A 26,036-nucleotide genomic window follows, 5' to 3' on the forward strand; every position below is an offset into this window, starting at 1 on the left:
CAAAAGTATTCGCCGGTTACTTTTGAATCGTTCATTCTCTGGACGCCAAGCCTGAGGTTCCTCTCGTGCCTGATATGAAGCTATTTGCTGGTAACGCCACCCCGGAACTAGCACAACGTATTGCCAACCGCCTTTACACTAGCCTCGGAGACGCCGCCGTTGGTCGTTTCAGTGATGGTGAAGTAAGCGTACAGATCAACGAAAATGTACGCGGTGGTGATATTTTCATCATCCAGTCCACCTGTGCCCCCACCAATGATAATCTGATGGAGCTGGTTGTGATGGTCGACGCCTTGCGTCGGGCTTCTGCTGGTCGTATTACTGCTGTAATCCCTTACTTTGGTTATGCACGTCAGGACCGCCGTGTGCGTTCTGCCCGTGTGCCAATCACCGCCAAAGTCGTTGCCGATTTCCTCTCCAGCGTAGGTGTTGACCGTGTTCTGACGGTTGATCTGCACGCCGAACAGATTCAGGGCTTCTTCGATGTCCCGGTTGATAACGTGTTCGGTAGCCCTATTCTGCTGGAAGATATGCTGCAGATTGGCCTGGAAAACCCGATTGTGGTTTCTCCAGACATCGGTGGCGTAGTGCGTGCTCGTGCTATTGCTAAGCTGCTCAATGACACTGACATGGCTATCATCGATAAGCGTCGCCCGCGTGCGAACGTTTCTCAGGTGATGCACATCATCGGTGACGTGGCAGGTCGTGACTGTGTACTGGTCGACGATATGATCGACACCGGCGGTACGCTGTGCAAAGCAGCTGAAGCGTTGAAAGAGCGCGGCGCGAAACGTGTCTTCGCTTACGCGACCCACCCAATCTTCTCTGGTAACGCGGTTGAAAACCTGCGCAAGTCAGTGATCGATCAGGTTATCGTGTGCGATACCATTCCGCTGTCAGACGAGATGAAAGCGCTGCCAATCGTGCGTACCTTAACGCTCTCTGGCATGCTGGCCGAAGCGATTCGCCGTATCAGTAACGAAGAGTCCATCTCCGCAATGTTCGAACATTAATACATTGCATGAAACCGGGCCCCGTGCCCGGTTTTTTATTCCCAACAATCCGCTTCATTTGCCGATTAAGCCGCTTTCGCCACGGATATTTTCGCGATAAATTTCGTTAAAACTCGCTATTCTCCCTGCCTTACACTCTTTTCAAACGACATGCGATGCTGCGCTTTAGCGGGCCATTGATTAGTGGTATTTTCTCCACACTTTTTTCTAAGAACTCCGACCACTATGACTCTCGACATCTACACGCTGTTTGTTTGCGAGCTCTATGTGCTGGGGTTTTTAAGCATTATTCTTGTTTTCGCCTGGGTGGGTGCGCAATACGATCGCGTGCTCGGATTCACGACGCTGGCGCTCATCTTGACCCTGATGGCGGTGTTCCTCAGTAGTCTGCGCAGCGCGGGATTTGTCTTCCTTCCCATCGGTGTGGGCAACGTCGTGATGTTGCTGGCCTACGGCAATCTGTTGAATGCATTCCGTGCTTTTTGCCATAAACCCTTGGGGTTCAGCTGGTTAGCCGGCGGGCTGCTATGGGCGATTCTTTGCGCATTCCCTGCGTTTTACGCCAGCCAACCCAAACGCGTTTTAGTGCTTTGCCTGCTGTGCATCATTTACACCGGTGCGCTAATTCGTTTGTTATGGCAATCTCGCGATGCACTGCAAGTGACCTTTTGGCCGGCGCAGATGTTGCTGTGGATTCATCTGCTGTTTCATGTTGCGCGCATCTTCCTCGATGATGCCATCGCTACACCGGTGCGCGGCGCGATAGCCGGTTCCAGCGTTTCGGTATACGTGATTCTTGAATCCATTCTATTTGTGATTGGCCTGACTTTTACCATTCTGGCAATGGTCAACGAGCGCACACAGATCGCCCACAAACGGGCATCGCTTCACGATCCCCTGACCTGCGTCTGGAATCGCCGCGCTCTGTTCGAGCAAGCCGACAGATTAGTGGTGCGTAACACGCGTAGTCCGCAACCGCTGGTTTACACTGCCGTATTGTTTGATCTCGACCATTTCAAAGGCATTAACGATCGTTACGGCCACCTGCAAGGTGATCGCGTATTAATCGATTTTTGTCAGGTGGTACAGGCTTTGTTGCCCGCCGGGGGGCATTTTGCCCGTCTGGGCGGCGAAGAGTTTGCGGCGATTCTGCCGGGCAATAGCGAGGATGCGGAACGGGTGTGCGAGCGTATCCGACTGGCGACACAGCTGTCGCAGCCCAACGATGTTTGCTACACGGTGAGCATTGGCTTTGCCACCGCTAACCATCGCGATCATACCTTTCCGATTTTACTCGGCCTGGCGGATGAAGCGTTATACCGTGCAAAAGCCAGTGGCCGTAACCGCGTCGAACGATATTTCGTGCAGTTACAGCCTATACAGGAAGCGGCACTCTCTTAATGCGAGGAGTGATTGCGACGACAGCGTTTGTCACCGTAATGGCGTAACCAGAAGTAGCGGTCTTCAACCCGCTCACGTCCGCTGACGCGCGCACCCACCAGCCACAGCAGCGCACCAACAAAGATGCTGAACATGGCACCATGTGCGAGGAATTGCGGCAGGTTTAACGCAGGTAGCTGATTAATAATAGAATATCCGACGCCAAGTACCATCGTCAGTAAACCCAAACACATCAGGCCATTACCTAAATAGCGGCATTGTTGACGTTTCATGATTCACCTCCATCCTTATGAAAAAGCAAAACAGCACGTATGGTTAACTTGTCATAAGTTTAGGCAATGACGGCGGGTTAAGTTGCGGACAGGATCACACATCCTTCACAATCTCTGACATTTCTTTACGGCCAGAGGCTTGATTTCGATAGAAATTGATAAGTCACGCAGAGGTATCATCTGTGCTCAGCACCCTTTGTCATCGCCGCTTGCAGGCAGTAAACTATCGCCCTTTCCGCAGCAAGACAGGATAAACATCGTGAGCAGCATTAAACTGATTGTGGGGCTGGCCAATCCCGGCGCTGAATACGCCGCAACGCGTCATAACGCGGGTGCCTGGTATGTGGATTTGCTGGCCGACCGGAACAATCAGTCATTGAAAGAAGAGCCGAAATTCTACGGCTACACTGCACGCCTGTCGCTGGCGGGTGAAGATGTCCGTTTGCTGGTGCCCACCACTTTTATGAACCTGAGTGGCAAAGCGGTCGCGGCAATGGCGACGTTTTATCGCATCACACCTGAAGAGATTTTAGTGGCGCATGACGAATTGGATCTGCCACCGGGTGTGGCGAAATTTAAACAGGGTGGTGGTCATGGCGGACACAACGGCCTGAAAGACATCATCAGCAAACTGGGCAACAACAATAATTTCCACCGTTTGCGGGTTGGTATCGGCCATCCCGGCGATCGCAATAAGGTCACCGGCTTCGTATTGGGTAAACCGCCGGCCAGCGAGCAAAAGCTGATTGATGATGCGGTCGATGAAGCGGTGCGTTGCACTGAGCTGTGGCTGAAAGAAGACAAAATCAAGGCGATGAACCGCCTGCATGCGTTCAAGGCTGGCTAAGCCCAATTCCCGCGCCGCAGAAGGCAATTCTGTGTATAATGCGCGAAATTTTTTGAATCTGTCGTCGCTGCCTGTCAGCGCCGCACACTCAGTGATAAAGGTAATCAGACCATGGGATTTAAATGCGGTATTGTGGGCCTGCCGAACGTCGGTAAATCCACCCTGTTCAACGCGCTGACCAAAGCGGGTATCGAAGCAGCCAACTTTCCGTTCTGCACCATCGAGCCAAACACCGGTGTGGTGCCAATGCCCGATCTGCGCCTCGATCAGCTGAGCGAAATCGTTAAGCCACAGCGTGTTGTTCCTACCACCATGGAATTCGTGGATATCGCCGGTCTGGTGAAAGGCGCCTCCAAAGGTGAAGGTCTCGGCAACCAGTTCCTGACCAACATCCGTGAAACCGAAGCTATCGGCCACGTGGTGCGCTGCTTCGAGAACGACAACATCATTCACGTTTCAGGCAAAGTTAACCCAGCGGAAGATATTGATATCATCAATACCGAGCTGGCGCTGTCGGATCTCGACACCTGTGAACGTGCGATTCAGCGCTGCCAGAAGAAAGCCAAAGGCGGCGATAAAGATGCAAAAGCTGAACTGGCTGCGCTGGAGAAATGTCTCCCGCACCTGTCAGAAGCAGGCATGTTGCGTGCCCTGAAGCTGGATGCTGATGAGAAAGCGGCCATCCGCTACCTGAGCTTCCTGACCCTGAAGCCAACCATGTATATCGCGAACGTGAACGAAGACGGTTTTGAAAACAACCCGTTCCTCGATCAGGTACGTGCGATTGCGGAAGCCGAAGGTTCTGTCGTTGTGCCGGTGTGCGCAGCAGTAGAATCCGACATAGCAGAGCTGGATGACGAAGAGCGTGAAGAGTTCATGGCGGAGTTGGGTCTGGAAGAGCCTGGTCTGAACCGCGTGATCCGTGCCGGTTATGCGCTATTGAACCTGCAAACCTACTTCACCGCTGGCGTGAAAGAAGTACGCGCCTGGACCATCCCAGTGGGTGCGACCGCGCCTCAGGCTGCCGGTAAAATCCACACCGACTTCGAGAAAGGCTTTATCCGTGCGCAGACCATCGCGTTTGATGACTTTGTTGCCTATAAAGGCGAGCAAGGTGCGAAAGAAGCCGGCAAGATGCGCTCAGAAGGTAAAGAGTACATCGTGAAAGATGGTGACGTGATGAACTTCCTGTTCAACGTCTAATCTTCAAGTCGATGATTTGCTCATGTTGAATTAATTTCAGCTAAAAAAATCCACGCCTGGCGTGGATTTTTTATTTCTCATTAGGTAAATTCTTCCGCGACGCTTCCAGGCATATTAGCCATCACTTCGCTTTTGTCGTTAGCCTAAGCCACAAACACCGCTCGCTTTTCCGCATGAAATCTCTCTTCTGACCACCCTGCTCCACAGTGTGAAGCCGATCATGAAATTGGCTCATGCAGCTTTGAAGTTTAATCACTTTCAATCACTGAGTGACTCTGGCATAAAATTCGCATTGTTATTGACTTAAGACAATGTGAAATCTTCCGCAGGTGATAGGCCGCAGTATCAGGTCTACCCACCTAAAGCCGGAAAGGTTTTGCAGCTGAAATCAGGATACCAGAGCATCATGAGCAACGATTTTGCATTTTCCATTAAGAGCAGTGTTTTCGATGAGCATTACAATCCTTCTGAAAGCACGCGTATCACCACGAACTTCGCTAACCTGGCACGTGGAACCAATCGCCAGGAGAATTTGCGCAATGCCTTAATGATGATGAACAATCGTTTCAACTCTCTGGCGCATGCGGACAACCCGAAAGGCGATCGTTATGCCGTTGAGCTGGAAATCATTTCTGCGGAAATCGATATTGAAGGCAATGGCAAAACCTTCCCGGTGATCGAAATCCTGAAAACCAACATTGTTGATCGCCACACTCAGCAGCGTACCGACGGCATCGTAGGCAATAACTTCTCATCCTACGTGCGTGATTACGATTTTAGCGTTCGTCTGCTGGCGGCCAATAACAACAAAGCCGGTTTCAGCCTGCCGGAAGGTTTCGGTGATCTGCACGGCAATATCTTTAAAAGCTTCGTCAACTCGGCGGCTTATCAGGAACGCTTTAATAAAAAGCCGGTTATCTGCCTGAGCGTATCGAGCAAGAACACCTATCACCGCACTGACTATCAGCACCCGGTGTTGGGCTTCGAATATCAGCAAGATGAGTTATCCCTGACCGACCACTACTTCGGCAAAATGGGGTTGCAGGCTCGCTATTTCATGCCTGAAAACAGCGTTGCGCCGTTAGCCTTCTATTTCACCGGTGACTTGCTGAAAGATTACACGGACCTGGAACTGATCGGCACCATCAGCACCATGGAGACGTTCCAAAAGATTTACCGCCCTGAAATCTACAATGCCAACTCTGCCGCAGGCCAGTGCTATCAGCCGAGCCTGGCGCATGGCGACCATTCATTAACGCGCATTGTTTACGATCGAGAAGAACGCAGCCAGTTGGCAATTGAGCAGGGGAAGTTTACGGAAGAGCACTTCATCAAACCCTATCAAGAGATTCTTGAGCAGTGGTCTGCACATTACGTTCTTTGATTAAGCCAAAATAAAAGGTTATTGATTATGAAATTATTATTGCCTACTTCAACGGCAGGAAGCTTACCGAAACCGGCCTGGCTTGCTCAACCTGAAACGCTGTGGTCGCCATGGAAATTGCAGGGTGATGAATTAGTCGAGGGCAAAAGAGATGCTCTGCTGTTATCCCTGCAGGATCAGCAATTAGCGGGTATTGATATCGTCAGTGATGGCGAGCAAACGCGCCAGCACTTCGTCACCACCTTTATTGAACATCTCAGCGGCGTTGATTTTGAAAAACGTGAGATTGTGAAGATCCGCAATCGCTATGACGCCAGCGTGCCGAGTGTGATCGGTGAAGTGGTGCGTAAAAAGCCGGTGTTTGTCGAAGATGCTAAATTCTTGCGCCAGCAAACCAAACAACAGATTAAGTGGGCTCTGCCTGGCCCAATGACCATGATCGATACGCTTTATGATGGTCACTACAAAAGCCGTGAAAAACTCGCCTGGGAATTTGCCAAAATTCTTAACCAGGAAGCCAAAGAGTTAGAAGCAGCCGGCGTTGATATCATTCAGTTTGATGAACCCGCATTTAACGTGTTCTTCGATGAAGTGAATGACTGGGGCATTGCCGCACTGGAAAGAGCCGTTGAAGGCCTGAAGTGCGAAACCGCCGTGCACATTTGCTATGGCTACGGCATTAAAGCGAATACCGACTGGAAAAAGACGCTCGGCACTGAGTGGCGTCAATACGAAGAAGTGTTCCCTAAACTGCAAAAGTCTTCTATCGATATCATTTCACTGGAAGCCCAGAATTCGCGCGTGCCAATGGATCTGATTGAGCTGATCCGTGGCAAAAAAGTGATGGTCGGTGCCATTGATGTGGCGACCAACACCATTGAAACCGCAGAAGAAGTGGCTGATACCTTGCGTAAAGCGCTGAAGTTTGTCGATGCCGATAAGCTTTATCCTTCTACTAACTGCGGTATGACGCCACTGTCGCGCCGCGTTGCCAGAGGTAAGCTGGAAGCCTTGAGCGCGGGTGCAGCTATCGTTCGTAACGAACTCACCGCGTAATGCTGATCCACTCACCGCCCAACAGGACGGTGAGTGCTTTTCCTCGGTGCCCAGCGATGTTCAAACGGGCACCGTCTTCAGTCTTCCTGACAAAACCTCATCACGCCTTATTGGCATGCGCTTGCCTGTCGGCCAGCAACTGATCGACAAAAGCGACGATCTCCGGTTTGGTCTGCTCAATCTCTGCAATTTTACTGGCGAATTTCGGCAGATAGTCCTTATGGGCATACAACAATTGATCCAGCACTTTTATCGCCGTGTCGCCCGCCGGAATAAGCGGATTAATGGTGAAAGCGTGTAATGCCGCACCGTAATCTCCGCTAACGGCAGCTTCAAGCACCGTTTCCTCCATCGCTTTCATCAACTGAATCATGCCGCGCGCCGCAGGCGGCAATGCCCCCCAACGCAGCGGTTCTGCACCATGTGAAGTAATCGCAGCGGTGACTTCTACCACGCAATCAAATGGCAAGTCAGCAATTGCGCCGTTATTACGCGTGGAGACCACCATCAATTTACCGCTGTTATTCTGGATAGAGGCAATGAGATCGCAGGCGGCGTCGCTATAATGCGCCCCGCCCCGCTGGCTTAACTCTTCAGGCTTGTAGTTAAGATTGACGTCCTTATATAACTCGAACAGCCGCGCTTCGGTCTTCTTAACCACTTCCGTACGCGTTTCATAGTTTTCGAACTCTTCGATGGCATGAGCCAGCATCGGTTCCTGCAAATAGTAATAGCGGTGATAACCACAGGGCAGCAGGCCGAGATGTTTCACCTGATCGTGGTTGAAAGGAATCTGATGAATATTTTTTAGCCCTTCATCGCTTTTTTCCTGCTGGTCTGGGGAATAGATTTTATCAATCAGTTCGGCGGTGCGTTCATTGCCCTGCTGATCCCAGACGCGATGCCAGTGGAAATGGTTAAGTCCGGCAAATTTGAAATAGAGATCTTTCTCTTCCGCACCGAGCACACTGCAAGCCTGAGTGATATGGCCGAACGGCACATTGCATAGGCCGACCGTTTTTTCCCACTTGCCATATTTAATCGCCGCTTCTGTCACCATGCCTGCCGGATTGGTGAAATCCACCAGCCAGGCGTTGGGGCACAATTGGCGCATATCCTCGATAATATCGAGAATCACCGGAACCGTGCGAAACGCCTTAAATATCCCGCCCGGGCCGTTGGTTTCCTGACCCAGCAAACCATTGGCCAACGGAATCACTTCATCTTTCAAGCGCGCATCCAGCAACCCCACACGGAACTGTGTGGTCACGTAATGCGCATCCTTTAACGCTTCCTTGCGGTCGAGAGAAAGATGAACCTGCCAGTCAAGTTTGGCGGCCGCGATCATGCGCTTTGCCATACTGCCAACGATTTCCATCTTCTCTGCGCCATCCTCAATATCCACCAGCCACAACTCCGCAATCGGCAACTGCTCCTGCCGCAGGATAAGCCCTTCAATCAACTCTGGCGTATAGCTGGAACCACCACCGATAGTGACAATCTTGATCTTATTTGGCATAGGAAATAACTCCGCTTGGTTGCAATCAGGTGAGCAGAAGCGCCGTTTCAGGCAGCATCAGGCGTCACCGCATGGATGATATTTATTACTGGTTCGGGTTCATGTTATTTATTCAGCCTGCCTGCGCAGGCTGGAAAGGATATTTCAGTCACGCTAACTAGCGGGAAATATTGCGGCTATTATCACCGCGTTAATTATGACTGTAAGACTAAGAGCCGTTTTATGGTTTTCAGCACGGCGCTTTCATCATTAAATCCGGTAATGAAATTAGCGACTGCCTTGGTTTCATCAAACGCATTGCGCATGGCAAAACTGTATTCCGCTTCAGAAAGCAGTTCGATATCGTTGTAACCATCACCAAATGCCATGGTTTCATGCGGCCCGATTTGCAGTATTTCCTGCAAACGCTTAATGGTGGTGCCTTTATGTACGCCATGATCGGCAATATCGATCCAGGCGGCTTCGGCCACCACGATATAAACCTGCTGCTCAAACGGGATTAAATGCGGTCGCGTTTGCGGGCAGTTGCCTTGTTCGTCGTAAACGGTGATTTTCACAAAGTCGTCCTTCAGACTGCGGATATCCTCGACTTTGCGCAGCGTGGCGTAGGATTTTCTGACGCGATCGGCCAGATGCTGCGGCGTGTCTGCCTGAATTACCGCGCCATCTGGCGTGCAGGCAATCACAACATGGTTGGCATTAACTTCTAACAAGGTATGAATGATTTGTTGGCCAAGCGTGTTGGAGATAAGTGACTGGTAAATAAACTCGCCGTTGCGTTTGATACGTGTTGCGCTGTCACCCAATATCCAGATATCACGACTGTTATCACCAAACAGCTCTTCAACCCTTTCGCACTGTTTACCGGTGCAGGCAGCAAAATGGACGCCCTTCTGCTGCATCAGTTGCCGGACTTCAGCATAAAGCTGACGATCGTAATCGCCTTCGCTATTTAAAAATGTGCCGTCGAGATCGCTAATTATTAATTTAATCATTACTTACCTACTTGTTTTACCCGGGCATCCTGCCCGGGTATCGCGAATTAAAGCGTTTCACCTTGCGTAGCGATAACCTTTTTATACCAGGCAAAACTTTTCTTTTTCGATCGTGAAAAGTCGCCAGTTTGATCGTCATTACGGTTAACGTAAATAAAGCCATAGCGTTTGCTGTATTGGCCGGTGCCAAAGGAGACACAGTCGAGGCAGCCCCAGGGCGTGAAGCCCATTAAATCCACGCCATCTTCCAGTACGGCTTTTTTCATTTGCTCGATGTGTTCACGCAGGTAGGCAATGCGATAGTCATCATTCACCTCACCGTTGGCTTCACGTTGATCGACCGCGCCAAAGCCATTTTCCACAATAAATAGCGGCTTCTGGTAACGCTCATACAGTGCGTTCAACGTGTAACGCAGGCCAACCGGATCGATCTGCCATCCCCAATCTGACGCCTGCACGTGCGGATTTTTTCGGCTGCCGGGGAAAGCTTCAAGTGCGCTGTCCATGCGCGTCGCGCTGGCATACTCCACGGCGTTACTCATGTAATAGCTGAATCCGAGATAGTCGGTGCAGCCTTCACGCAGCGTTTGTGCATCCTCCGGCGCCATCTCAATGTTGAAACCGCGCAGTTCCCACTCTTTTAAAATGTAGGAGGGATAGGCACCGCGCATGTGTACATCGCCAAACAGATAGCGTTCCTGCATCGATTTTTGCGCGTACATCACGTCATCAGGATGGCATGACCACGGATAGAGCGGCACCATCGCCAGCATGCATCCAATCTTAAATTCAGGATTGATTTGATGCCCCAGCTTCACCACTTTGGCACTGGCCACAAACTGATGATGCAGTACCTGATACATCACCTCTTCCGGATTTTCATGATCGGTGAAAATCACGCCTGAGTTGCTGTAGCCGAACAGCGGTCGACGCCAGTTACGCTGGTTGTTGATCTCGTTAAAGGTCATCCAGTATTTCACTTTGCCTTTGTAGCGCTTCATCACCACTTCGCTGTAACGCACAAAGAGATCGATCAATTCACGATTCAGCCAGCCACCATATTGCTGCACCAGATGCAATGGCATCTCGAAGTGCGACAGCGTGATCACCGGTTCGATGCCATATTTGAGCAGCTCATCAAACATGTCGTCGTAAAACTGCAGACCCGCTTCGTTAGGTTGTTGCTCGTCGCCTTTCGGGAAGATGCGTGTCCAGGCAATCGAGGTACGGAAGCACTTAAAACCCATCTCGGCAAACAGCGCGATATCGTCTTTGTAGTGATGATAAAAATCGGTGGCCTGATGATTGGGATAGTGTTTTCCCTCGACAATGCCATCGGTAATTTCACGTTCAACACCATGCGCACCGCCCGTCAACACATCGACGATGCTGGGCCCTTTACCGCCTTCGTTCCATCCACCTTCAACCTGATGCGCGGCAACGGCGCCACCCCATAAAAAATCAGCCGGTAACTGAGACATAATCCATCCTTTCATGTGATTAACAGCGTCTTACTGCATGTGGGTTTTCGACAACTCCTGCACCTGACGATGCAGATAGATCAGCTCTTCAACTAAATCGCGGCACAGCATGGCGTTCATCAAATGATCCTGCGCATGCACCATAATCAGGTTGACCGGAATCTTGCCGCAGCCTTCATCCGCACCGATTAACGCGGTTTGAATTTTGTGGGCCTCACGTGCGGCGTCACGCGCACTCGCCAGCAGTGCATCGGCTTCCTGCCAGTTCTGTTTTCGGGCCGCTTGCAGTGCCTGCATCGATGATGAGCGGGCTTCCCCGGCATGAATAATCAGCTCCATCACCGTACTTTCCATTTCCTGCATCTCTTGCATTACTTCATCTCCTCAGCCAGTTGTTCCTGCGCCATCTCTTCTTCCTGCGCAAGCAGTTGGCGTTCATACATTTTGAAGAACGGGTAATAAATCAGCGTGGATAAACAAATCAGGAACGCCACCAGCACCACCGCACGCCAGTCCCATCCGGTAGACCAGGCCGCACCAATCGGTCCCGGCGTGGTCCATGGCGCCAGAGAAATGACATGATTAACCAAATTAGTGCGAGTGGCTGTCCAGGCGATAACTGCGTTGATCAACGGCGTAGTAATAAAGGGAATAAACAGCAGCGGATTCATTACCACCGGGGAGCCGAAAATAATCGGTTCATTGATGTTGAACATGCTTGGCACCAGGCCTAGACGACCGATGGAACGCAAATGCGCTGAGCGGCTGCGCAGGTAGAGAATCACCAGACCCATGGTGGCGCCTGAGCCGCCTACGGTGATGAAAAATTGCCAGAACGGCTCGATGAAGATTTTGGGAATCTCTTGCCCGGCATTTAACGCTTCCTGGTTCAGTCCAAGATTACTCAGCCAGAAGGCCTGCAAAATCCCGCCGACAATCGCCGCGCCGTGAATACCGGCAAACCACAGCAGATGACACAGCAAGACGGCGATGAGCACCGCAGGCAGTGAATCGGCTGCGGAGATAATTGGCGCGAACACTGACATGATGGCCTGAGGAATCAACAGACCAAAGTGGCTCTCCATAAACAGGTTCAGCGGATAGAGCGTCAGGAAAATCACCATGATGGGGATCAGCAGGTCAAATGACTGACGAATCTTTGGCGGCACCTGCTCCGGCAGTTTGAAACCAATGTTGTACTTCACCAGCCAGTGCATCACTTCCGTGCAGTACAGGCTGATCAGGATGGCGGTGAATATCCCTTCCCCGCCCAGCGATGCAACGGACAATGCACCATTCTTTTCCGGTGCAGCCACCACCAAAAAGGTCATCAGCGAAAGCAGCGCCGCCATCAGGCCATTGAGTTTGTAGCTTTGCGCCAGGTTGTAGGCAATCGCGCCGGTAATAAATACCGCCATGATGCCCATCGTCATGTTGTAGGGCATCATCAGCTGGTCGTTGTACTGCTTCACCATACCTAGCCACCACTGGGCGAAGCCCCACTGGCTGTCCTGACTGAAAGGAGGATGTGAGAACAGCAGCATAAATGAACCGACAATCAGGAACGGCATCGAGGCAATAAACCCGTCCTTGATGGCCACCACATGCCTTTGCGAGGAGAGTCGCGCAGCAATCGGACTGATGCGGTTCTCAATCACGCCAAATAAAGAGTCAGCCAGTGTGCTCATCATGCCCCCTTATTGGCATCAATCAGGGCGAGCGCCGACTTCAGGATTTTTTCGCCATTTAACATGCCGTAATCCATGGTGTTAATGACGGTAACCGGTTTGTGATATTCCTGCGCCTGACGTTCGAAATCTGCCAGCTTGTATTTGATCTGTGGGCCTAGCAGACAACAGTCATACTCCGCGATCTTTTCACTGAACTCTTCCATGCCAACGGCATCAATTTTGGCTTCTAAACCCAGCTGCGTAGCGGCTTTCTGCATTCTTTGTACGACCATGCTGGTTGACATACCTGCGGAACAACACAATAGAATTTTCACCATAACACCCTCCGTTTTTTTTAAATAATTACGCGCTGAGAATCGTTTCTGCAACCGGTTACAGATTCAATTTGTTCTTTTTGTGATCCATAACTCAAACCGCTAAACCTTATTTAAATTGTGAAAATATGATTAATCTGAGACCGGTTTCATATTATTTTTAGGTTATCCTTTTAAATATGTGATGAAATCGGATGATAATGAAAAAAAACGTTACCGGTTAGAAGAGCCGCACTCTGCGGTTTTCAGATTGAGCTTTTGCGCTACAATGCGCGAGAACGTTGAGAAGGAAGATAAATGACTACAATGCTTGATGTCGCAAAACGCGCAGGTGTGTCCAAAGCCACGGTGTCACGGGTGCTGGCTGGCCACGCTTATGTGTCTAAAACGGTGCGGGATCGGGTGATGCTGGCCATTGATGAGATGGATTACCGTCCTAATCTGCTGGCTCGAAGTCTTGCGACCAACCGTTCGCACAGTATTGGTCTGATGGTGCCCAATACGCTTTACAACGGCCCATTTTTTACCGAGCTGTTATTCCAGGCCGCGACCATGACGGAAAAACTCGGTTCACAACTGGTGCTGGGCGATGGTAAACACAATGCGCAGCAAGAGCGCGAAGCCATAAATTTTTTAATCGATAGCTATTGCGATGCCGTGATCATCTATCCCCGCTATTTAAGCGTGGATGATATTGATGCGCTTATTCCCGGCATGAGTAAGCCGTTAATCGTTTTAAACCGCCGTTTGAAGCAGCATCCGCAATATTCAGTGTGCGCCGATCACGAAAATGACACCCTTAACGCCGTGAATCATTTGATTGCTCAGGGGCACCGCGAGATCGCTTTTATCAAAGGGATGGGCAGTTCGCACACCGGATTAAGTCGCCTGAAAGGCTATATTTCAGCATTGATGGAAAATGGCATTGAATACGACGAAAACCTGATGCTGGATGGCTGCTGGACCAGCGCCAGTGGGCAATTGGCCGTTGAAGCACTGTTACGTCGCAAAGTATCGTTTTCAGCGATTGTCGCCAGCAATGATGATATGGCGATTGGTGCCGCCTGCGCTTTGCACAACGCAGGTTTGCGCATCCCCCATGACGTCTCATTGCTGGGCTTTGATGATATCCCGGTTGCGCCCTATCTCCTGCCCGCGTTAACCACGGTGCATGTTCCGGTTGCTGAGATGGTATCAAGCGCGTTAACGCAACTGTCTAAAATGCTGGATGGTGAAAGCGTTACGGCGCAGCCACTGATGCCGGGCCGACTGGTGCTGCGCAATTCGATCACCCAGGGACCGTATTACCAGCAAAAATAACGGCGCCGTGCGATAATCTGGCTTATTTTGACGCGATGAGCATTTTACGCCATGAAGCATTTCCTCGTTATCGTTCCCGATGGCGGCATGCTGTTTGAAGCCGCCGGTATTGCCGACATCCTGATGCACGCCAATTTGCACCTGCCAGTTGGCGTTGATCAGCCACGTTATCGCGTCAGTATCGCCACTACGCAGTCGCATCAGGTGATTCATGGTCAGTCGGGCCTCAACCTGCTGGCTGACCTGAAGCTGGCTGAATTAGATCCCCGTACTGCCTGGGACACCATCATGATTACCGGACGCGGTGACAGCGTTGAAGAGGGCAATATGGTGGTGGATTTCATCAGGCTGGCGGCCCCGCAGGCCCGTCGCGTAGTGTCCATTTGTGGCGGCGCAATGCTGCTCGCCGAAGCCGGTTTGCTTGATGGACGCCGCGCCACATCACACTGGCGCCTGCTGGAAACCCTGCAAACCCGCTTCCCCCGTGTTCAGGTGGAAGGGGGTCCGTTGTATATTCAGGATGGTCCGATCTGGACTTCAGGTGGCGTCAGTTCCGGCTTTGACCTGACGCTGGCGCTGGTTGAAGAGGATTTTGGCTTCAGCGTGGCACGCGATATTGCTCAGGATATGGTGATGTATCTGCGTCGTCCCGGCGGACAAATGCAGTTCAGCCGCTACCAGTTACAGCAAACCAGCACCGGCCCGATTCACGATCTGCAAAGCTGGATCCGCTCGAGCCTGGCGGAAGATCTCTCCGTTGAAAAACTGGCCGAACGTGTCGCCATGAGCCCCCGCAATTTCACCCGTGTATTCACCCGTGAAACCGGCGCGTCACCGGCACGCTTTGTCGCAGAAGCCAGACTGGCTGCCGCGCGTGAACAGCTGGAGCAAAGCCGCGCTACGCTGGAACGCATCGCCATCGACACCGGGTTTGGCAGCAGCATCAACCTGCGCCGCAGTTTTGAGCGCCAGTTGCATCTCACACCCGGTGAATATCGCCAGCGCTTTCACTGCCGCAAAATGGCGTAAAGTGATCCTTTTTTGTCGTTTACGCCAATCGCGCATCGTCCTACATTGACTGCAACCACTTCGGATGAGGAGTCAATGATGATTAAGGTTGGCATTAACGGTTTTGGCCGTATCGGACGTAACGTGTCCCGCGCCGCGCTGGGCAGCAACGATATTGAGATTGTGGCGATTAACGATCTCACCGACAGTAAAACGCTGGCGCATCTGCTTAAACACGATTCACTGCTGGGCAGACTTCCTGCAGAAGTTGAGGCCGGTGAAGGTGAGTTGCGTATCGATGGTAAGCCGGTGCGAGTGTTTAGCGAGCGCGACCCGGCCAATATCCGCTGGCGTGACGTGGGTGTTGAGATCGTGATTGAAGCCACCGGCTTCTTCACCGAGCGCGAGAAAGCGGAAGTGCATATCACGCACGGCGGCGCAAAACGGGTGATCATCTCTGCGCCCGGTAAAAACGATGACCTGACGATTGTGCTAGGCGTAAATGATGATCGTTACGATCCCCAGCAACATTTCGTGGTGAGTAACGGCAGTTGCACCACCAACGGTCTGGCACCCGCCGCGCAGGTATTGCATCAGGCATTCGGCATTGAACATGGCTTGATGAACACCACCCATGCTTACACCAATAGCCAGGTGCTGCACGATCAGCCTGAGAAGGATCTGCGCGGTGCGCGTGCCGCCGCCCTGTCGATTGTGCCTTACTCCAGCGGTGCGGCGAAAGCATTAGGCCGTGTCATTCCGGAACTGGATGGCCGTCTGACGGGGTATTCCCTGCGCGTGCCGGTGCCGGTGGTGTCGATTGTGGATCTCACCGTGACGCTGAAGCGTGATGTGACGGCAGAAGAAGTCAACGATGCGTTTAAAGCCGCCGCTGCTGAAGGTCCCTTAAAAGGCATTCTGGGATACAGCGATGAGCCACTGGTCTCCAGCGATTATCAGGGCGATCCACGTTCATCGATCATTGATGGGCTTTCCACCCTGGTGATTGGTGGCAACCTGGTCAAAATCCTCGCCTGGTACGATAACGAGTGGGGCTTCTCAAATCGTCTGGTGGATTTAGCAAGGTTGATGGCGCAGCGCGGATTGTAATCCGCACCACTTTACTGCCAAAAAAATCCCCGCTTATGCGGGGATTCTTGTTGCTGCCGGGCGCGGTTACTTAATGCCCATCGCATCCTTCAGCGTAAAGAACAAGTCCGTCTGATCGGTCAGCCCCACCACGTTAGCGGCATAAGGACCATAAGCCGCGATGCGCAACTGTGTGCCGGTATGCCCCTGAGAATCGTCTTCAGAGTTACCGTAACTGATGGTCATGACCGCACCATCTTTGGTGTTCACCGCCTGCGTCAGGCCCGGCGCTTTGCTGCCATTCTCAATAATCTGGCTACTGTGCGCATGGTCAGCCGTTACCACCACCAGCGTGTCACCGTGTTCACGCGCAAAGGCCAGTGCCTGTTGCACGGCCTCGTCCAGATCCACCGTTTCGCCAATCTGACCGCACGGGTTTGCCGCGTGATCCTGTTTATCAATTGACGCGCCTTCCACCTGCAGGAAGAAACCTTTTTCATTGGTGCTCAGCAAATCAATCGCTTTCTTGGTCATCTGCGCCAGTGTGGGTGCTGATGCCGGGCGATCTTTATTCACTTCACAGGTCACCACGGGTTTGTCGATATTACCGTGATAGCTGGCTTTCGGCCCCTGCCAGCGAACCGGCATATTGCCTTCGGAGAACAGCCCCAGCACCGGTTTCGTTTGGTCAGCCTGTTTGATTGCATTCATGTCATCAAGGTTATCGACCAGCTGGAAGCCCAGCGCCTGAGCCTGCTCGCGCAAGGTTTTGCCCTGGTACTCACCCGCTTTGGCGCTTTCAGAGAACGATTTCGCACCGCCGCCGAGGGTGACATCTGGACGGGTTTTCAGCATCTGCTCGCTGATAGATCCTTTACCGCCCTGCTCCAGCGCATTGGTCGGACACAGTTCGCTGGTTTTCTCCGGGCCATAACATTTACGTGAAGTGACATGCGCCATCAAAGCGGCAGGCGTGGCATCCTGCAATTCTGCAGTGGATACGTTACCGGTGGCTTTCCCGGCGGCTTTCGCCAGCTCAAGAATGGTGGCCTGATCCTTGCCATTGACGTCTACGCCGATGGCACCGTTGTAAGATTTGGTGCCTGTTGCCCAGGCGGTAGCGGAGGCAGCCGAATCCGTCACGTAATTGGGTTTGTGGGTTTTCTTGTCTAAAGAGTAGTGGGTGTACTGGCCGGTTAGCGGCAGCGCATCAATGCCAGGGAAGAAACCACCCGCGCCCATCGCCTGATTTCGTGCGGCGGTGATTTCCGAGTCGCCCATGCCATCGCCGATCAATAAGATGACGTTTTTGGCCGTGGTATTAACGAGTGAGGCTTTCAACGCTTCCGTCTGGTCGCTGCTGAGGCGGCGTGCGCCACCGTGTTCGGTGATATCACCGGTGGCGGCGCGGGTATAAGTTGTTGACTCTGCCACTGCTGACGTCGCAATTAATGAAGCCAGCAGAGAAACCGTGAAAAGAGGTATGTGTTTCATTTATAAGCATCCTTATCAGTAAATATAACCAAATGTTTCCGCAGACAAGTCTGCGACAGTCTGGTGACACTTTTGTGGCAGAGAAGGAATAATTTGATGACAGAACACGCAGTTCGGCGAGAGATGCAGCAAGCTGCACAGAGCTTAAGCGGATAGAACAAAAGGAGAAAATAGGGCTTGACCGTTTTCAGGTAACTCCCTATAGTAGCGCCCCGTTGACCCAGCGCGGTTAGCAAAAAATTTGGTGAGGTGTCCGAGTGGCTGAAGGAGCACGCCTGGAAAGTGTGTATACGGCAACGTATCGAGGGTTCGAACCCCTCTCTCACCGCCATATTTGAAGAAGAGCCTGAACGAAAGTTCAGGCTTTTTTTTGTCTTCAGATCGGCCAAAGCACTAACTCATCTGGCCATCGCCCATTACCATCGCTAGAAACTTGTCTCTGAGCGGGTCCTTGATCCCGGCATTCCACGCCAAACCAGTTTGCCATTGGGTATGCTCGCCCTCCAGCGGCAGTAGCCTGACGCCAGCAGGCAGGATATGCTTCACACTCCCCGGCAATAGCGCCACACCATCACCGGCCGCCACCAGCGCCAGTAACGTCTGAATATCGTCAGCAGCCGACACCGTGCGCGGGGTGAGTTTTCTTGCGCTGAGGAACTGATCGGCCTGCGCAGTGAGCCCTTCGCCCCTCTGAGGTGCTAACTGCAAGAGTTGATGATTTTCAATAATCTGAGTGGTCTCTACAGGACTCGACAAATGATCAGCTGCTACCGCCAGCACCAATTGTTCCGTGTCCAGGCTCTGAATTTGCAGTGGTTCAGGCACCGGTAAGCGCACAAATCCTACTTGCAGTCGTCCTTCCGCAAGCAGCTGGGTCTGAACCGCCGAAGGCATATCGTTGAGCGAGACTTGTACGCCAGGATAGCGTACGCGAAAGGCGGCGACGTGTTTGGGAGCAAAAAGAAAAGAAGAGATGCCAAAACCCAGGGTGAGTTTTCCTGAATCCCCTTTTTGGATCGCCGCCACATCAGCGAAGAAATCCGCATAGCGCTCCACCACCTCGCTGGCAGCCGCTAATAACTGATCTCCCGCCACCGTCAACCGCGCGCCATGCCGTCCACGCTGGAAAAGCGTCACACCAGAAAGGTGCTCCAGTGTCTGAATCTGTTTAGATAATGCGGGCTGGGTGATGCAGAGAACATTAGCCGCCGAGTGATAGGTCCCTTCTTGCGCCAGCGTTACAAACGCGCGTAACAGTTTAATATCCATTCCAATCTGTTATCAAAGTGGGAGAAGTTGTGATTATACACGGGGGATTTCTCTCTGGTGAAATAGCGACCTATTTCCTTAGGAGAAACACCATGGAACATTCACTTCGCGTTGCCACCGTGCAGTTTTGCCATCGCGCCAGCGATAAAGCGTTCAATCTTTCCGTCATGGAGCGCTTTATCGCGCAGGCTGCACAAGAAGAAATCAAAATTTTAGCCTTTCCGGAAATGTGCATCACCGGTTACTGGCATGTACCTGATCTGCCGATTGCAGAGGTCGAAGCCCTGGCCGAGCGCACAGATAACAGCCCATCTCTGGCGCGCATCGCTCGCCTGGCAGAAAAGCATCAGATGGCGATTGGTGCGGGCTACATCGTAAAGCATGATAATGGGCAACTCTATAATGCCTATGCGGTCTGTATGCCGGACGGTCAACGCCATGTGCACCGTAAAATTCATGCCTTTGAACACGCTGGCATTGCCCAGGGAAATGAATTCACCGTGTTTGATACGCCATGGGGCGTGAAGGCCGGGATACTGATTTGCTGGGACAATAATTTAACCGACAACGTCCGCATCACCGCGCTGATGGGAGCCGATATTCTGATTGCCCCGCATCAGACAGGTGGCACCCATTCACGTAGCCCCTTTGGTATGAAACCCATCCCGGTGAGCCTGTGGGAAAACAGAGAAAGCGATCCCGCCGCACTGGAAGTGGCTCTGGCAAGCGACAGCGGTCGAGCATGGTTGATGCGCTGGCTGCCTTCGCGTGCGCATGATAACGGGCTGTTCGTCCTGTTCAGTAATGGCGTCGGATTAGACAACGGCGAAATACGAACCGGCAATGCGATGGTGATTGACCCTTATGGCCGCATCGTCAACGAAACCACGTCATTCAGGGATACGTTGGTGAGTGCCGATTTGGATCTTTCGTTACTGGCGATGTCCACCGGACGTCGCTGGATCCATGGTCGTCGCCCGGAGCTTTATCATCTCTTGTGTGAACCTCAGGGCTATGAGCGTGATGCGCGCACCGCGCGGTTTTCTGAGGATATTCCCTGCTTCGGCTCACAGAATTCCGATAAAAACACTTTCTGATAAAAAATTAATTTCATGCGGTGTAAATCAATAGCGGTTTTTTAATTAAACGTTTATGAGGGAGTGATGCCCGATAATTAATCACACGCATTAAAGGAAAAATAATAAATGAAAGGATTATTACGTTGCGGAATATTTATCTGTTCGCTGAGCGCCATATCATCAGCGCAAGCAATCATAGAGATCCCCTTTACACTGGATGAAAGTGCAGTTCCCGTCGCTACGCTAAATATCAACGGCCAGGACGGCGAGTTTATGCTGGATACCGGCTCACCGTATGCTTTCCATTTTACCCAGCAGTTTATGCGTCAGGTCCCGTGGTTAAAAAGACTTAAAGAAAAGGCACGTAGCACCGATCTCACCGGCGAGGTTTATATGAATGACCGTTTCATGTTCCATCATGTCTCTGTCAATGGCATGAGCTTCGAAAATGCAGAAGGTGTTTCGCTGGCGCCATGGGGATTGACGCTGATGCCTGACGGTCAACGCCCTCAGCATATGGTGATTGGTTTAGGTTTGTTTCAACAAAAAGCGCTGATGATAGATTATCAGCGCTCGTTATTTTCTGTCGCCAGACAGATTACCGAATTTAATATCGATGCTAACCAGTGGCTTTCACTACCCTTAGCGATCAGCCATGAAGGTATCGTCATTGAGGTAATGAATAACGACAAAACTTATAAAATGGTGTTGGATACCGGCGCCACAATTTCCATGATGTGGAAACAACGCGTTAACGAATCACCTAATAATATGACCTGTATCGAAGTCATGGCCGAACTGGATAATGAGCGCTGTGAAGCCATACAACTTCATATTAAAAATGCCACACCAGGGGATTTTAATGTCGATGCGATTCTGCTTGAAGGGGATTTTAAACATATGGAGACGGATGGTTTAGTCGGTCAGAACTTCCTGCAACAACACATAGTTATCATCGATTTTCCTAATAATCAGATGCTGCTTAGGCCAATTGAGGAAAGTTAACCGGCGCATCCGGAGTTACCGGTCACTGGAGACCCTAAGGATTCCAGTGACTTTCCTTTAATATCGTCGAAACTTTTCCTTCGCTGCCCTGCACTGTCTTCAACACCTTCAACACCTTCAACACCTTCAACACCTTCAACACCTTCACTTTGCGACATCGATCCCACTTTGTGAAACTTTAGTTTCTTCGTTTCAATGTAGCGACAGCCTTTGATATCCCACATAAAAACCGCTCAATTTCATTGCCATGCAGACCTTTCTGAGCACTAAAAGGCCTTTATGTTAATTTTTTGTCAATGCATGATGTCGCCACTGCAACTAAAGTTTCACTCACTGCCATTTCATGCAACAGAGGATTCAATGATTACGGAAGAGCAAAAAAAGCGCCCCGCATCCTACTGGAAAATGCTGACCGCGCTATTGTGTCTGGGCTGGGTGGTCATCTGGATCTATCGTTCCATGCTGACGCCCATTTATCCGCAGGTGATGCAAACGTTAGATCTGCACAGTAACCAGCAGATTGGCATCATCGCCAGCATCTACTTCTTCGCTTACGTCCTACTGCAAGTGCCGGCCGGCATGATCTCCGACAAGTTCGATAAACGGTTAATTCTGTCTTTTGGCTTTTTGGTTTTCGCCCTCGCGACATTTCTGATGTCCGCTTCACAAAACCTGATGGTGATCTATATCGCCAGTGCACTTGCGGGACTTAGCGGGGCATTTTTCTATGGCGCAGCGTTCTCACTATCTGGCCAGGAGATTCCCGCAAATAAACGTAACGTCGCTACGGCAATCATTAACAGTGGTTCTTCCGTGGGGATGGTCATCGGGCTAAGCGGATCGTCCTGGCTGGTGCTGAGCCAATCCCTTGACTGGCAGGTGATGCTCAAAGGCGTAGCGCTTATCATGCTGCTGACTTTCGCGCTTTATTATTTCCTGATCCGTCGTGACAGCGCCCGCCCGGCATCAACAGCAACTGAATCATTACATGAAGAAGACCATGGGCAATCCAGCTTCTTCACGCTAAAGAAATTTGCAGTCTATTTTATTCTGTTCTGTAGCTGCTACGCCTACTTCCTTGTGGTGTCGTGGCTGCCCAACTTCCTGCAAACAGAGCGCCACTTTTCCGGCAGTAGCGCAGGCATCATTGCCTCACTGGTGGGATTGGCCTCTATTCCCGGCGCGCTGATTTTCAGCATGGTGGCGGACAAATTCCGCCACTTCAAATACCGCATCATGCTGATGCAACTGGTGTTAGCTGCCGTGATGTTGCTCATCGCCGTTCATGCGCAGGATGCCTTTATCATCATGCTGGGGCTGATTGGCTACGGCCTGCTGGGCAAGCTGGCACTCGATCCCCTGCTGATTTCCACCATCTCCGAACTCTCTAACAAAAAGAAGCTCGCCACGTCGCTGAGTATCTACAACTTCTTCGGCATGACGGCCTCCTTCATTGCGCCGTGGTTGACCGGCAATATCGCTGACCGCACCGGTAGCACGCTGGACGCCTTTAACTTAGCCAGCATTATCCTCGCCGCAGGCGCGGTGGTGCTGGTCGCTGTGTTCATTTTTACAGGAAACAAACAAAACAGGAGTCAGTATGAATATCGATAAGGCCACCTTGCATACGCTGATCGCGAATAAGCTAAAGCTTGCCGGATTACCTTCAGACTATGCCGCAGTGATGGCTGATGTGCTGGTGTTTGCTGAAGCGCGTGGCATTCACTCGCACGGTACGGTGCGCGTGGAATACTACTCTGAACGTATTCAGAAAGGTGGAATGACCTGCCAGCCAGAGATCCGCCTCGAAACTACCGGCCCCTGCAGCGCCATCCTGCACGGCGATAATGGCCCCGGCATGGTGCTGTCGAAACAAGCGATGGAAGTGGCCATCGACATAGCAAAAGAGAAAGGGATTGCCGTGGTTGGCGTGAAGAAGATGAGCCACAGCGGCGCTATCTCCTATTACACGCAAATGGCAGCTGAAGCGGGCCTGATTGGTCTGGCGATGTGCCAGTCAGACCCGATGGTGGTGCCTTTTGGTGGGGCCGACATCTATTACGGCACCAACCCCATTTCCTTCTCCGCGCCGGGCCGCGACAGCATTATGACCTTTGATATGGCGACCTCCGTGCAGGCGTGGGGAAAAATCCTCGACATGCGCTCGCGTGATAAAGCGATCCCGGATAGCTGGGCGGTGGATGCCAACGGCAAACCCACGACCAATCCGCATGATGTGCGTGGCTTGCTGCCGATTTCCGGCCCCAAAGGATATGGCCTGATGATGATGGTCGACATGCTGTCCGGCGTATTGATGGGATTACCGTTTGGGCGCGGTGTCAGCTCGATGTATGCCGACTTAAGTAAAGGACGCGATTTGGGCCAGCTGCATATTGTGATCAATCCGGCCTTCTTTGGCGATCAGCAGACCTTCCTCGATAACGTGCAGCAGGTTATGGCCGAGCTAAACCTGAGCCGTCCGGCAGAGGGAGTTGAGCGCGTGATGTATCCGGGGGAAATTGCGGATATCGAGCAGCTGCGTACCGACAAAGAAGGCGTCGATATCGTCGACAGTATTTACGACTACCTGATTTCGGACCATGTCTGGATTAACTCGTACGATCACAAAGACCCGTTTGCTGAAAGCCATTAAGGAGACAACCATGGAACATGGCAGCTATTACGCACCGCACGGTGGCCTGGATGGACAGAAAAGTCTGTTGACTGGCCGCTCTATTTTCACCGAGGCCTATGCGTTTATTCCACGCGGCGTGATGTCAGATATTGTCACCAGCCAGTTACCGTTCTGGCAGCACACGCGTTTATGGGTGCTGTCCCGGCCAATGAGTGGTTTTTCGGAAACCTTTTCCCACTACATTATGGAAGTCGGCCCACAGGGCGGCAGTGAACGACCGGAATCCGATCCCGCCGCGCAAAGCGCCCTGTTCGTGCTGGAAGGTCATCTGCAGTTGACCGTTGAAGGCACGCAGCACGACCTGGTGCCAGGCAGCTTCGCTTACATTCCGGCTGGCGCTAAATGGCAAATCAAAAACAGCCATACCGCAGCCGCGCGCTTTAACTGGATCCGCAAAATCTGGCAGCCGCTGGAGGGTCTGGAAAAACCGCCGTTTATGATTGTCAACGAACGCGATATCACCCCCACAGCCATGCCAGATACCGGCGGACGCTGGGCCACCACGCGCTTTGTTGACGTGAATGATATGCGCCATGACATGCATATCACCGTCGTCACTTTCCAGCCAGGTGGCATCATTCCCTTCATGGAAACGCATGTGATGGAGCATGGGCTGTATGTGCTGCAAGGCAAAGGCGTTTACAAACTCAACGAGGATTGGGTGGAGGTAGAGCCCGGAGATTACATGTGGCTGCGTGCGTTTTGCCCACAAGCTTGTTACGCCGGTGGCGATGAGCCCTTCCGTTATCTGCTGTATAAAGACATGAACCGTCATGCCGATTTGCACTTGTTGAAATGAAAAAAACCCGGCTTGCGCCGGGTTTTGCTTCGCTACACTCTCAATCTACTTCTCAATAGGTCAACCGTAAGCATGGAGCGTGCGCTGGCAGAGGGCCGAGCGAACGCAGTCGTCTTTGCCGAAACGGACCACACCAATCATCTCGTCTTCTTCGAAGCGCGCCAGCGCATCGGCCAGACCGGATTTGACGTGGGACGGCAAGTCACACTGGGTGATATCGCCGTTGACGATAACCGTCACGTTTTCACCTAAGCGTGTCAGGAACATCTTCATTTGAGCAGCGGTGACGTTTTGTGCCTCATCAAGGATCACTACCGCATTTTCAAAGGTACGTCCGCGCATATATGCGAAGGGCGCAATCTCTACCTTGGCAATTTCAGGCCGCAGGCAGTACTGCATAAAGGAAGCGCCAAGACGTTTAACCAGAACGTCGTATACCGGTCGGAAATACGGGGCGAACTTCTCGGATATATCTCCGGGGAGGAATCCAAGATCTTCATCCGCCTGCAGAACCGGGCGCGTCACAATGATCCTTTCGATGTCCTTATTGATCAGGGCCTCAGCCGCTTTGGCTGCGCTAATCCAGGTTTTACCGCAACCGGCTTCACCGGTGGCGAATATCAGCTGTTTCGATTCTATGGCATTAAGATAGTGCGCTTGAGCTTCATTTCTGGCTTCAATCGGACCACGATCGCGTGAATCACGCGCCATACCAATGGAATCCAACCCACCCATCTGCACCAGCGAAGTGACCGATTCTTCTTCGCGCTGACGGTGACTGCGAGAATCACTACGAACGACTCTTCTGGCTTCACGACGCGCTTTGATCACTGCTTTCTGTCTTCCCATAGTGGCACCTTACAGTTGGTTTCATTTATCGCGGCGGCTCACCCGCGGCGATGACTTGAACGCTTTAGAGGTTACTTTGGCTTCCTTGTAAGCCGAGTCTAGCCATTGAGAATAGTGTGCAACAACGACGAAGCGCTGAAGCGCACCGGTAAAGAATTGGCGTTAGTTCGGAAACGATAATTGAAAAGTGAAGAGGATACTTTGGAGGGAAGAAATCCCCCGCAGTGTACTGCGCTAGCTGAGGTGTATTTAA

The 26,036-nt window shown here is 51.8% G+C and carries 25 protein-coding genes and 1 tRNA gene; 15 read left to right on the top strand and 11 right to left on the bottom strand.

Going from position 1 to position 26,036, the window contains the following annotated elements:
• The first annotated feature begins 65 nt into the window (after nt 1–65).
• Nucleotides 66–1,013, top strand: coding sequence for a ribose-phosphate diphosphokinase (gene prs / locus ACXI0A_RS13300; protein WP_034824282.1), 948 nt, complete (start codon nt 66–68; stop codon nt 1,011–1,013).
• A gap of 225 nt (nt 1,014–1,238) precedes the next feature.
• Complete coding sequence (locus tag ACXI0A_RS13305; RefSeq protein WP_476148395.1) at nt 1,239–2,414, top strand: diguanylate cyclase; 1,176 nt, start codon at nt 1,239–1,241, stop codon at nt 2,412–2,414.
• Here the strand turns inward: ACXI0A_RS13305 and ychH are convergent.
• Nucleotides 2,411–2,686: a stress-induced protein YchH gene (gene ychH / locus ACXI0A_RS13310; protein ID WP_034824286.1), complete on the bottom strand. Its 276-nt coding sequence runs from the start codon at nt 2,684–2,686 to the stop codon at nt 2,411–2,413. The two genes, ACXI0A_RS13305 and ychH, sit on opposite strands and share 4 nt — an antisense overlap.
• Before the next feature lie 259 nt (nt 2,687–2,945).
• Here ychH and pth point away from each other — a divergent pair, with 259 nt between their 5' ends.
• The 4 genes from pth to ACXI0A_RS13330 all read left to right on the top strand — a co-directional run bounded on the left by pth (nt 2,946) and on the right by ACXI0A_RS13330 (nt 7,176).
• Nucleotides 2,946–3,533, top strand: coding sequence for an aminoacyl-tRNA hydrolase (gene pth / locus ACXI0A_RS13315; RefSeq protein WP_100700780.1), 588 nt, complete (start codon nt 2,946–2,948; stop codon nt 3,531–3,533).
• A gap of 111 nt (nt 3,534–3,644) precedes the next feature.
• Nucleotides 3,645–4,736 (top strand): redox-regulated ATPase YchF, encoded by a 1,092-nt coding sequence (gene ychF / locus ACXI0A_RS13320; protein WP_224931669.1) that lies wholly within the window; start codon nt 3,645–3,647, stop codon nt 4,734–4,736.
• Nucleotides 4,737–5,142: 406 nt separating this feature from the next.
• Nucleotides 5,143–6,120, top strand: coding sequence for a putative oxygenase MesX (locus tag ACXI0A_RS13325; protein WP_476148392.1), 978 nt, complete (start codon nt 5,143–5,145; stop codon nt 6,118–6,120).
• 27 nt (nt 6,121–6,147) lie between these two features.
• Nucleotides 6,148–7,176 carry a methionine synthase gene (locus ACXI0A_RS13330; RefSeq protein ID WP_224931665.1) on the top strand — a complete coding sequence of 343 codons (1,029 nt, stop codon included), beginning with the start codon at nt 6,148–6,150 and terminating at the stop codon, nt 7,174–7,176.
• Nucleotides 7,177–7,276: 100 nt separating this feature from the next.
• Here the strand turns inward: ACXI0A_RS13330 and ACXI0A_RS13335 are convergent, their stop codons facing one another.
• From ACXI0A_RS13335 to ACXI0A_RS13360, 6 genes are all read right to left on the bottom strand, one after another.
• On the bottom strand, nt 7,277–8,695 hold the full coding sequence (locus tag ACXI0A_RS13335) for a family 4 glycosyl hydrolase (protein ID WP_476148390.1): 1,419 nt from the start codon (nt 8,693–8,695) through the stop codon (nt 7,277–7,279).
• A 194-nt stretch (nt 8,696–8,889) separates the two neighbouring features.
• A complete protein-coding gene (locus ACXI0A_RS13340) occupies nt 8,890–9,690 on the bottom strand; it encodes a Cof-type HAD-IIB family hydrolase (RefSeq protein WP_476148388.1) in 801 nt (266 codons plus the stop codon).
• Nucleotides 9,691–9,737: 47 nt separating this feature from the next.
• Nucleotides 9,738–11,171, bottom strand: coding sequence for a 6-phospho-beta-glucosidase (locus ACXI0A_RS13345; RefSeq protein ID WP_476148386.1), 1,434 nt, complete (start codon nt 11,169–11,171; stop codon nt 9,738–9,740).
• Nucleotides 11,172–11,201: 30 nt separating this feature from the next.
• On the bottom strand, nt 11,202–11,534 hold the full coding sequence (locus ACXI0A_RS13350; RefSeq protein WP_476151044.1) for a PTS lactose/cellobiose transporter subunit IIA: 333 nt from the start codon (nt 11,532–11,534) through the stop codon (nt 11,202–11,204).
• A gap of 8 nt (nt 11,535–11,542) precedes the next feature.
• Nucleotides 11,543–12,859: a PTS sugar transporter subunit IIC gene (locus ACXI0A_RS13355; RefSeq protein WP_224931660.1), complete on the bottom strand. Its 1,317-nt coding sequence runs from the start codon at nt 12,857–12,859 to the stop codon at nt 11,543–11,545.
• On the bottom strand, nt 12,859–13,179 hold the full coding sequence (locus tag ACXI0A_RS13360) for a PTS sugar transporter subunit IIB (protein WP_034824314.1): 321 nt from the start codon (nt 13,177–13,179) through the stop codon (nt 12,859–12,861). Before ACXI0A_RS13360 ends, ACXI0A_RS13355 begins: the two co-directional genes overlap by 1 nt.
• Before the next feature lie 294 nt (nt 13,180–13,473).
• Here ACXI0A_RS13360 and ACXI0A_RS13365 point away from each other — a divergent pair, with 294 nt between their 5' ends.
• From ACXI0A_RS13365 to gap, 3 genes are all read left to right on the top strand, one after another.
• Nucleotides 13,474–14,496, top strand: a complete 1,023-nt coding sequence (locus tag ACXI0A_RS13365) for a substrate-binding domain-containing protein (protein WP_476148384.1) — start codon at nt 13,474–13,476, stop codon at nt 14,494–14,496.
• Nucleotides 14,497–14,547: 51 nt separating this feature from the next.
• A complete protein-coding gene (locus tag ACXI0A_RS13370; protein ID WP_476148382.1) occupies nt 14,548–15,525 on the top strand; it encodes a helix-turn-helix domain-containing protein in 978 nt (325 codons plus the stop codon).
• A gap of 78 nt (nt 15,526–15,603) precedes the next feature.
• Entirely contained in the window at nt 15,604–16,614 is a 1,011-nt protein-coding gene (gene gap / locus ACXI0A_RS13375; RefSeq protein WP_476151042.1) for a type I glyceraldehyde-3-phosphate dehydrogenase, read from the top strand.
• 66 nt (nt 16,615–16,680) lie between these two features.
• Here gap and phoA read toward each other — a convergent pair whose 3' ends face one another.
• Nucleotides 16,681–18,087, bottom strand: a complete 1,407-nt coding sequence (gene phoA, locus ACXI0A_RS13380; RefSeq protein ID WP_476148380.1) for an alkaline phosphatase — start codon at nt 18,085–18,087, stop codon at nt 16,681–16,683.
• A 243-nt stretch (nt 18,088–18,330) separates the two neighbouring features.
• Between phoA and ACXI0A_RS13385 the strand changes: the two genes are divergently transcribed.
• Nucleotides 18,331–18,418 (top strand) — tRNA-Ser (locus ACXI0A_RS13385).
• Between the two features lie 62 nt (nt 18,419–18,480).
• Here ACXI0A_RS13385 and ACXI0A_RS13390 read toward each other — a convergent pair.
• Nucleotides 18,481–19,356 carry a LysR family transcriptional regulator gene (locus ACXI0A_RS13390; RefSeq protein ID WP_479485261.1) on the bottom strand — a complete coding sequence of 292 codons (876 nt, stop codon included), beginning with the start codon at nt 19,354–19,356 and terminating at the stop codon, nt 18,481–18,483.
• A 92-nt stretch (nt 19,357–19,448) separates the two neighbouring features.
• Between ACXI0A_RS13390 and ACXI0A_RS13395 the strand changes: the two genes are divergently transcribed.
• Both ACXI0A_RS13395 and ACXI0A_RS13400 read left to right on the top strand, forming a co-directional pair.
• Nucleotides 19,449–20,453, top strand: coding sequence for a nitrilase-related carbon-nitrogen hydrolase (locus ACXI0A_RS13395; protein ID WP_476148376.1), 1,005 nt, complete (start codon nt 19,449–19,451; stop codon nt 20,451–20,453).
• A gap of 108 nt (nt 20,454–20,561) precedes the next feature.
• Nucleotides 20,562–21,440, top strand: a complete 879-nt coding sequence (locus ACXI0A_RS13400; protein ID WP_224931645.1) for a pepsin/retropepsin-like aspartic protease family protein — start codon at nt 20,562–20,564, stop codon at nt 21,438–21,440.
• Here ACXI0A_RS13400 and ACXI0A_RS13405 read toward each other — a convergent pair.
• Entirely contained in the window at nt 21,437–21,664 is a 228-nt protein-coding gene (locus ACXI0A_RS13405) for a hypothetical protein (protein ID WP_476148374.1), read from the bottom strand. The genes ACXI0A_RS13400 and ACXI0A_RS13405 overlap by 4 nt on opposite strands.
• 136 nt (nt 21,665–21,800) lie before the next feature.
• Here ACXI0A_RS13405 and ACXI0A_RS13410 point away from each other — a divergent pair, with 136 nt between their 5' ends.
• The 3 genes from ACXI0A_RS13410 to ACXI0A_RS13420 are packed head-to-tail and all read left to right on the top strand — an operon-like array spanning nt 21,801 to nt 24,934.
• A complete protein-coding gene (locus tag ACXI0A_RS13410; protein ID WP_476148372.1) occupies nt 21,801–23,054 on the top strand; it encodes an MFS transporter in 1,254 nt (417 codons plus the stop codon).
• Nucleotides 23,041–24,093, top strand: a complete 1,053-nt coding sequence (gene allD, locus ACXI0A_RS13415) for an ureidoglycolate dehydrogenase (RefSeq protein ID WP_476148370.1) — start codon at nt 23,041–23,043, stop codon at nt 24,091–24,093. Before ACXI0A_RS13410 ends, allD begins: the two co-directional genes overlap by 14 nt.
• Before the next feature lie 10 nt (nt 24,094–24,103).
• Nucleotides 24,104–24,934, top strand: a complete 831-nt coding sequence (locus ACXI0A_RS13420; protein WP_476148368.1) for a bifunctional allantoicase/(S)-ureidoglycine aminohydrolase — start codon at nt 24,104–24,106, stop codon at nt 24,932–24,934.
• A 60-nt stretch (nt 24,935–24,994) separates the two neighbouring features.
• Here the strand turns inward: ACXI0A_RS13420 and phoH are convergent, their stop codons facing one another.
• Entirely contained in the window at nt 24,995–25,783 is a 789-nt protein-coding gene (phoH, locus tag ACXI0A_RS13425; protein ID WP_224931637.1) for a phosphate starvation-inducible protein PhoH, read from the bottom strand.
• Nucleotides 25,784–26,036: the final 253 nt, after the last annotated feature.

It is taken from the genome of Pantoea sp. C1E2 (assembly GCF_056491465.1).

Coding starts and splice junctions, on each gene's coding strand:
- ACXI0A_RS13360 (WP_034824314.1), bottom strand. CDS start 13,179: ATGGTGAAAATTCTATTGTGTTGTTCCGCAGGTATGTCAACCAGCATG.
- ACXI0A_RS13400 (WP_224931645.1), top strand. CDS start 20,562: ATGAAAGGATTATTACGTTGCGGAATATTTATCTGTTCGCTGAGCGCC.
- ACXI0A_RS13355 (WP_224931660.1), bottom strand. CDS start 12,859: ATGAGCACACTGGCTGACTCTTTATTTGGCGTGATTGAGAACCGCATC.
- ACXI0A_RS13340 (WP_476148388.1), bottom strand. CDS start 9,690: ATGATTAAATTAATAATTAGCGATCTCGACGGCACATTTTTAAATAGC.
- ACXI0A_RS13330 (WP_224931665.1), top strand. CDS start 6,148: ATGAAATTATTATTGCCTACTTCAACGGCAGGAAGCTTACCGAAACCG.
- ACXI0A_RS13390 (WP_479485261.1), bottom strand. CDS start 19,356: ATGGATATTAAACTGTTACGCGCGTTTGTAACGCTGGCGCAAGAAGGG.
- ACXI0A_RS13305 (WP_476148395.1), top strand. CDS start 1,239: ATGACTCTCGACATCTACACGCTGTTTGTTTGCGAGCTCTATGTGCTG.
- phoA (WP_476148380.1), bottom strand. CDS start 18,087: ATGAAACACATACCTCTTTTCACGGTTTCTCTGCTGGCTTCATTAATT.
- gap (WP_476151042.1), top strand. CDS start 15,604: ATGATTAAGGTTGGCATTAACGGTTTTGGCCGTATCGGACGTAACGTG.
- ACXI0A_RS13325 (WP_476148392.1), top strand. CDS start 5,143: ATGAGCAACGATTTTGCATTTTCCATTAAGAGCAGTGTTTTCGATGAG.
- ACXI0A_RS13365 (WP_476148384.1), top strand. CDS start 13,474: ATGACTACAATGCTTGATGTCGCAAAACGCGCAGGTGTGTCCAAAGCC.
- ACXI0A_RS13345 (WP_476148386.1), bottom strand. CDS start 11,171: ATGTCTCAGTTACCGGCTGATTTTTTATGGGGTGGCGCCGTTGCCGCG.
- ychF (WP_224931669.1), top strand. CDS start 3,645: ATGGGATTTAAATGCGGTATTGTGGGCCTGCCGAACGTCGGTAAATCC.
- allD (WP_476148370.1), top strand. CDS start 23,041: ATGAATATCGATAAGGCCACCTTGCATACGCTGATCGCGAATAAGCTA.
- ACXI0A_RS13410 (WP_476148372.1), top strand. CDS start 21,801: ATGATTACGGAAGAGCAAAAAAAGCGCCCCGCATCCTACTGGAAAATG.
- ACXI0A_RS13335 (WP_476148390.1), bottom strand. CDS start 8,695: ATGCCAAATAAGATCAAGATTGTCACTATCGGTGGTGGTTCCAGCTAT.
- ychH (WP_034824286.1), bottom strand. CDS start 2,686: ATGAAACGTCAACAATGCCGCTATTTAGGTAATGGCCTGATGTGTTTG.
- ACXI0A_RS13350 (WP_476151044.1), bottom strand. CDS start 11,534: ATGCAGGAAATGGAAAGTACGGTGATGGAGCTGATTATTCATGCCGGG.
- ACXI0A_RS13395 (WP_476148376.1), top strand. CDS start 19,449: ATGGAACATTCACTTCGCGTTGCCACCGTGCAGTTTTGCCATCGCGCC.
- phoH (WP_224931637.1), bottom strand. CDS start 25,783: ATGGGAAGACAGAAAGCAGTGATCAAAGCGCGTCGTGAAGCCAGAAGA.
- ACXI0A_RS13420 (WP_476148368.1), top strand. CDS start 24,104: ATGGAACATGGCAGCTATTACGCACCGCACGGTGGCCTGGATGGACAG.
- ACXI0A_RS13405 (WP_476148374.1), bottom strand. CDS start 21,664: ATGTGGGATATCAAAGGCTGTCGCTACATTGAAACGAAGAAACTAAAG.
- ACXI0A_RS13370 (WP_476148382.1), top strand. CDS start 14,548: ATGAAGCATTTCCTCGTTATCGTTCCCGATGGCGGCATGCTGTTTGAA.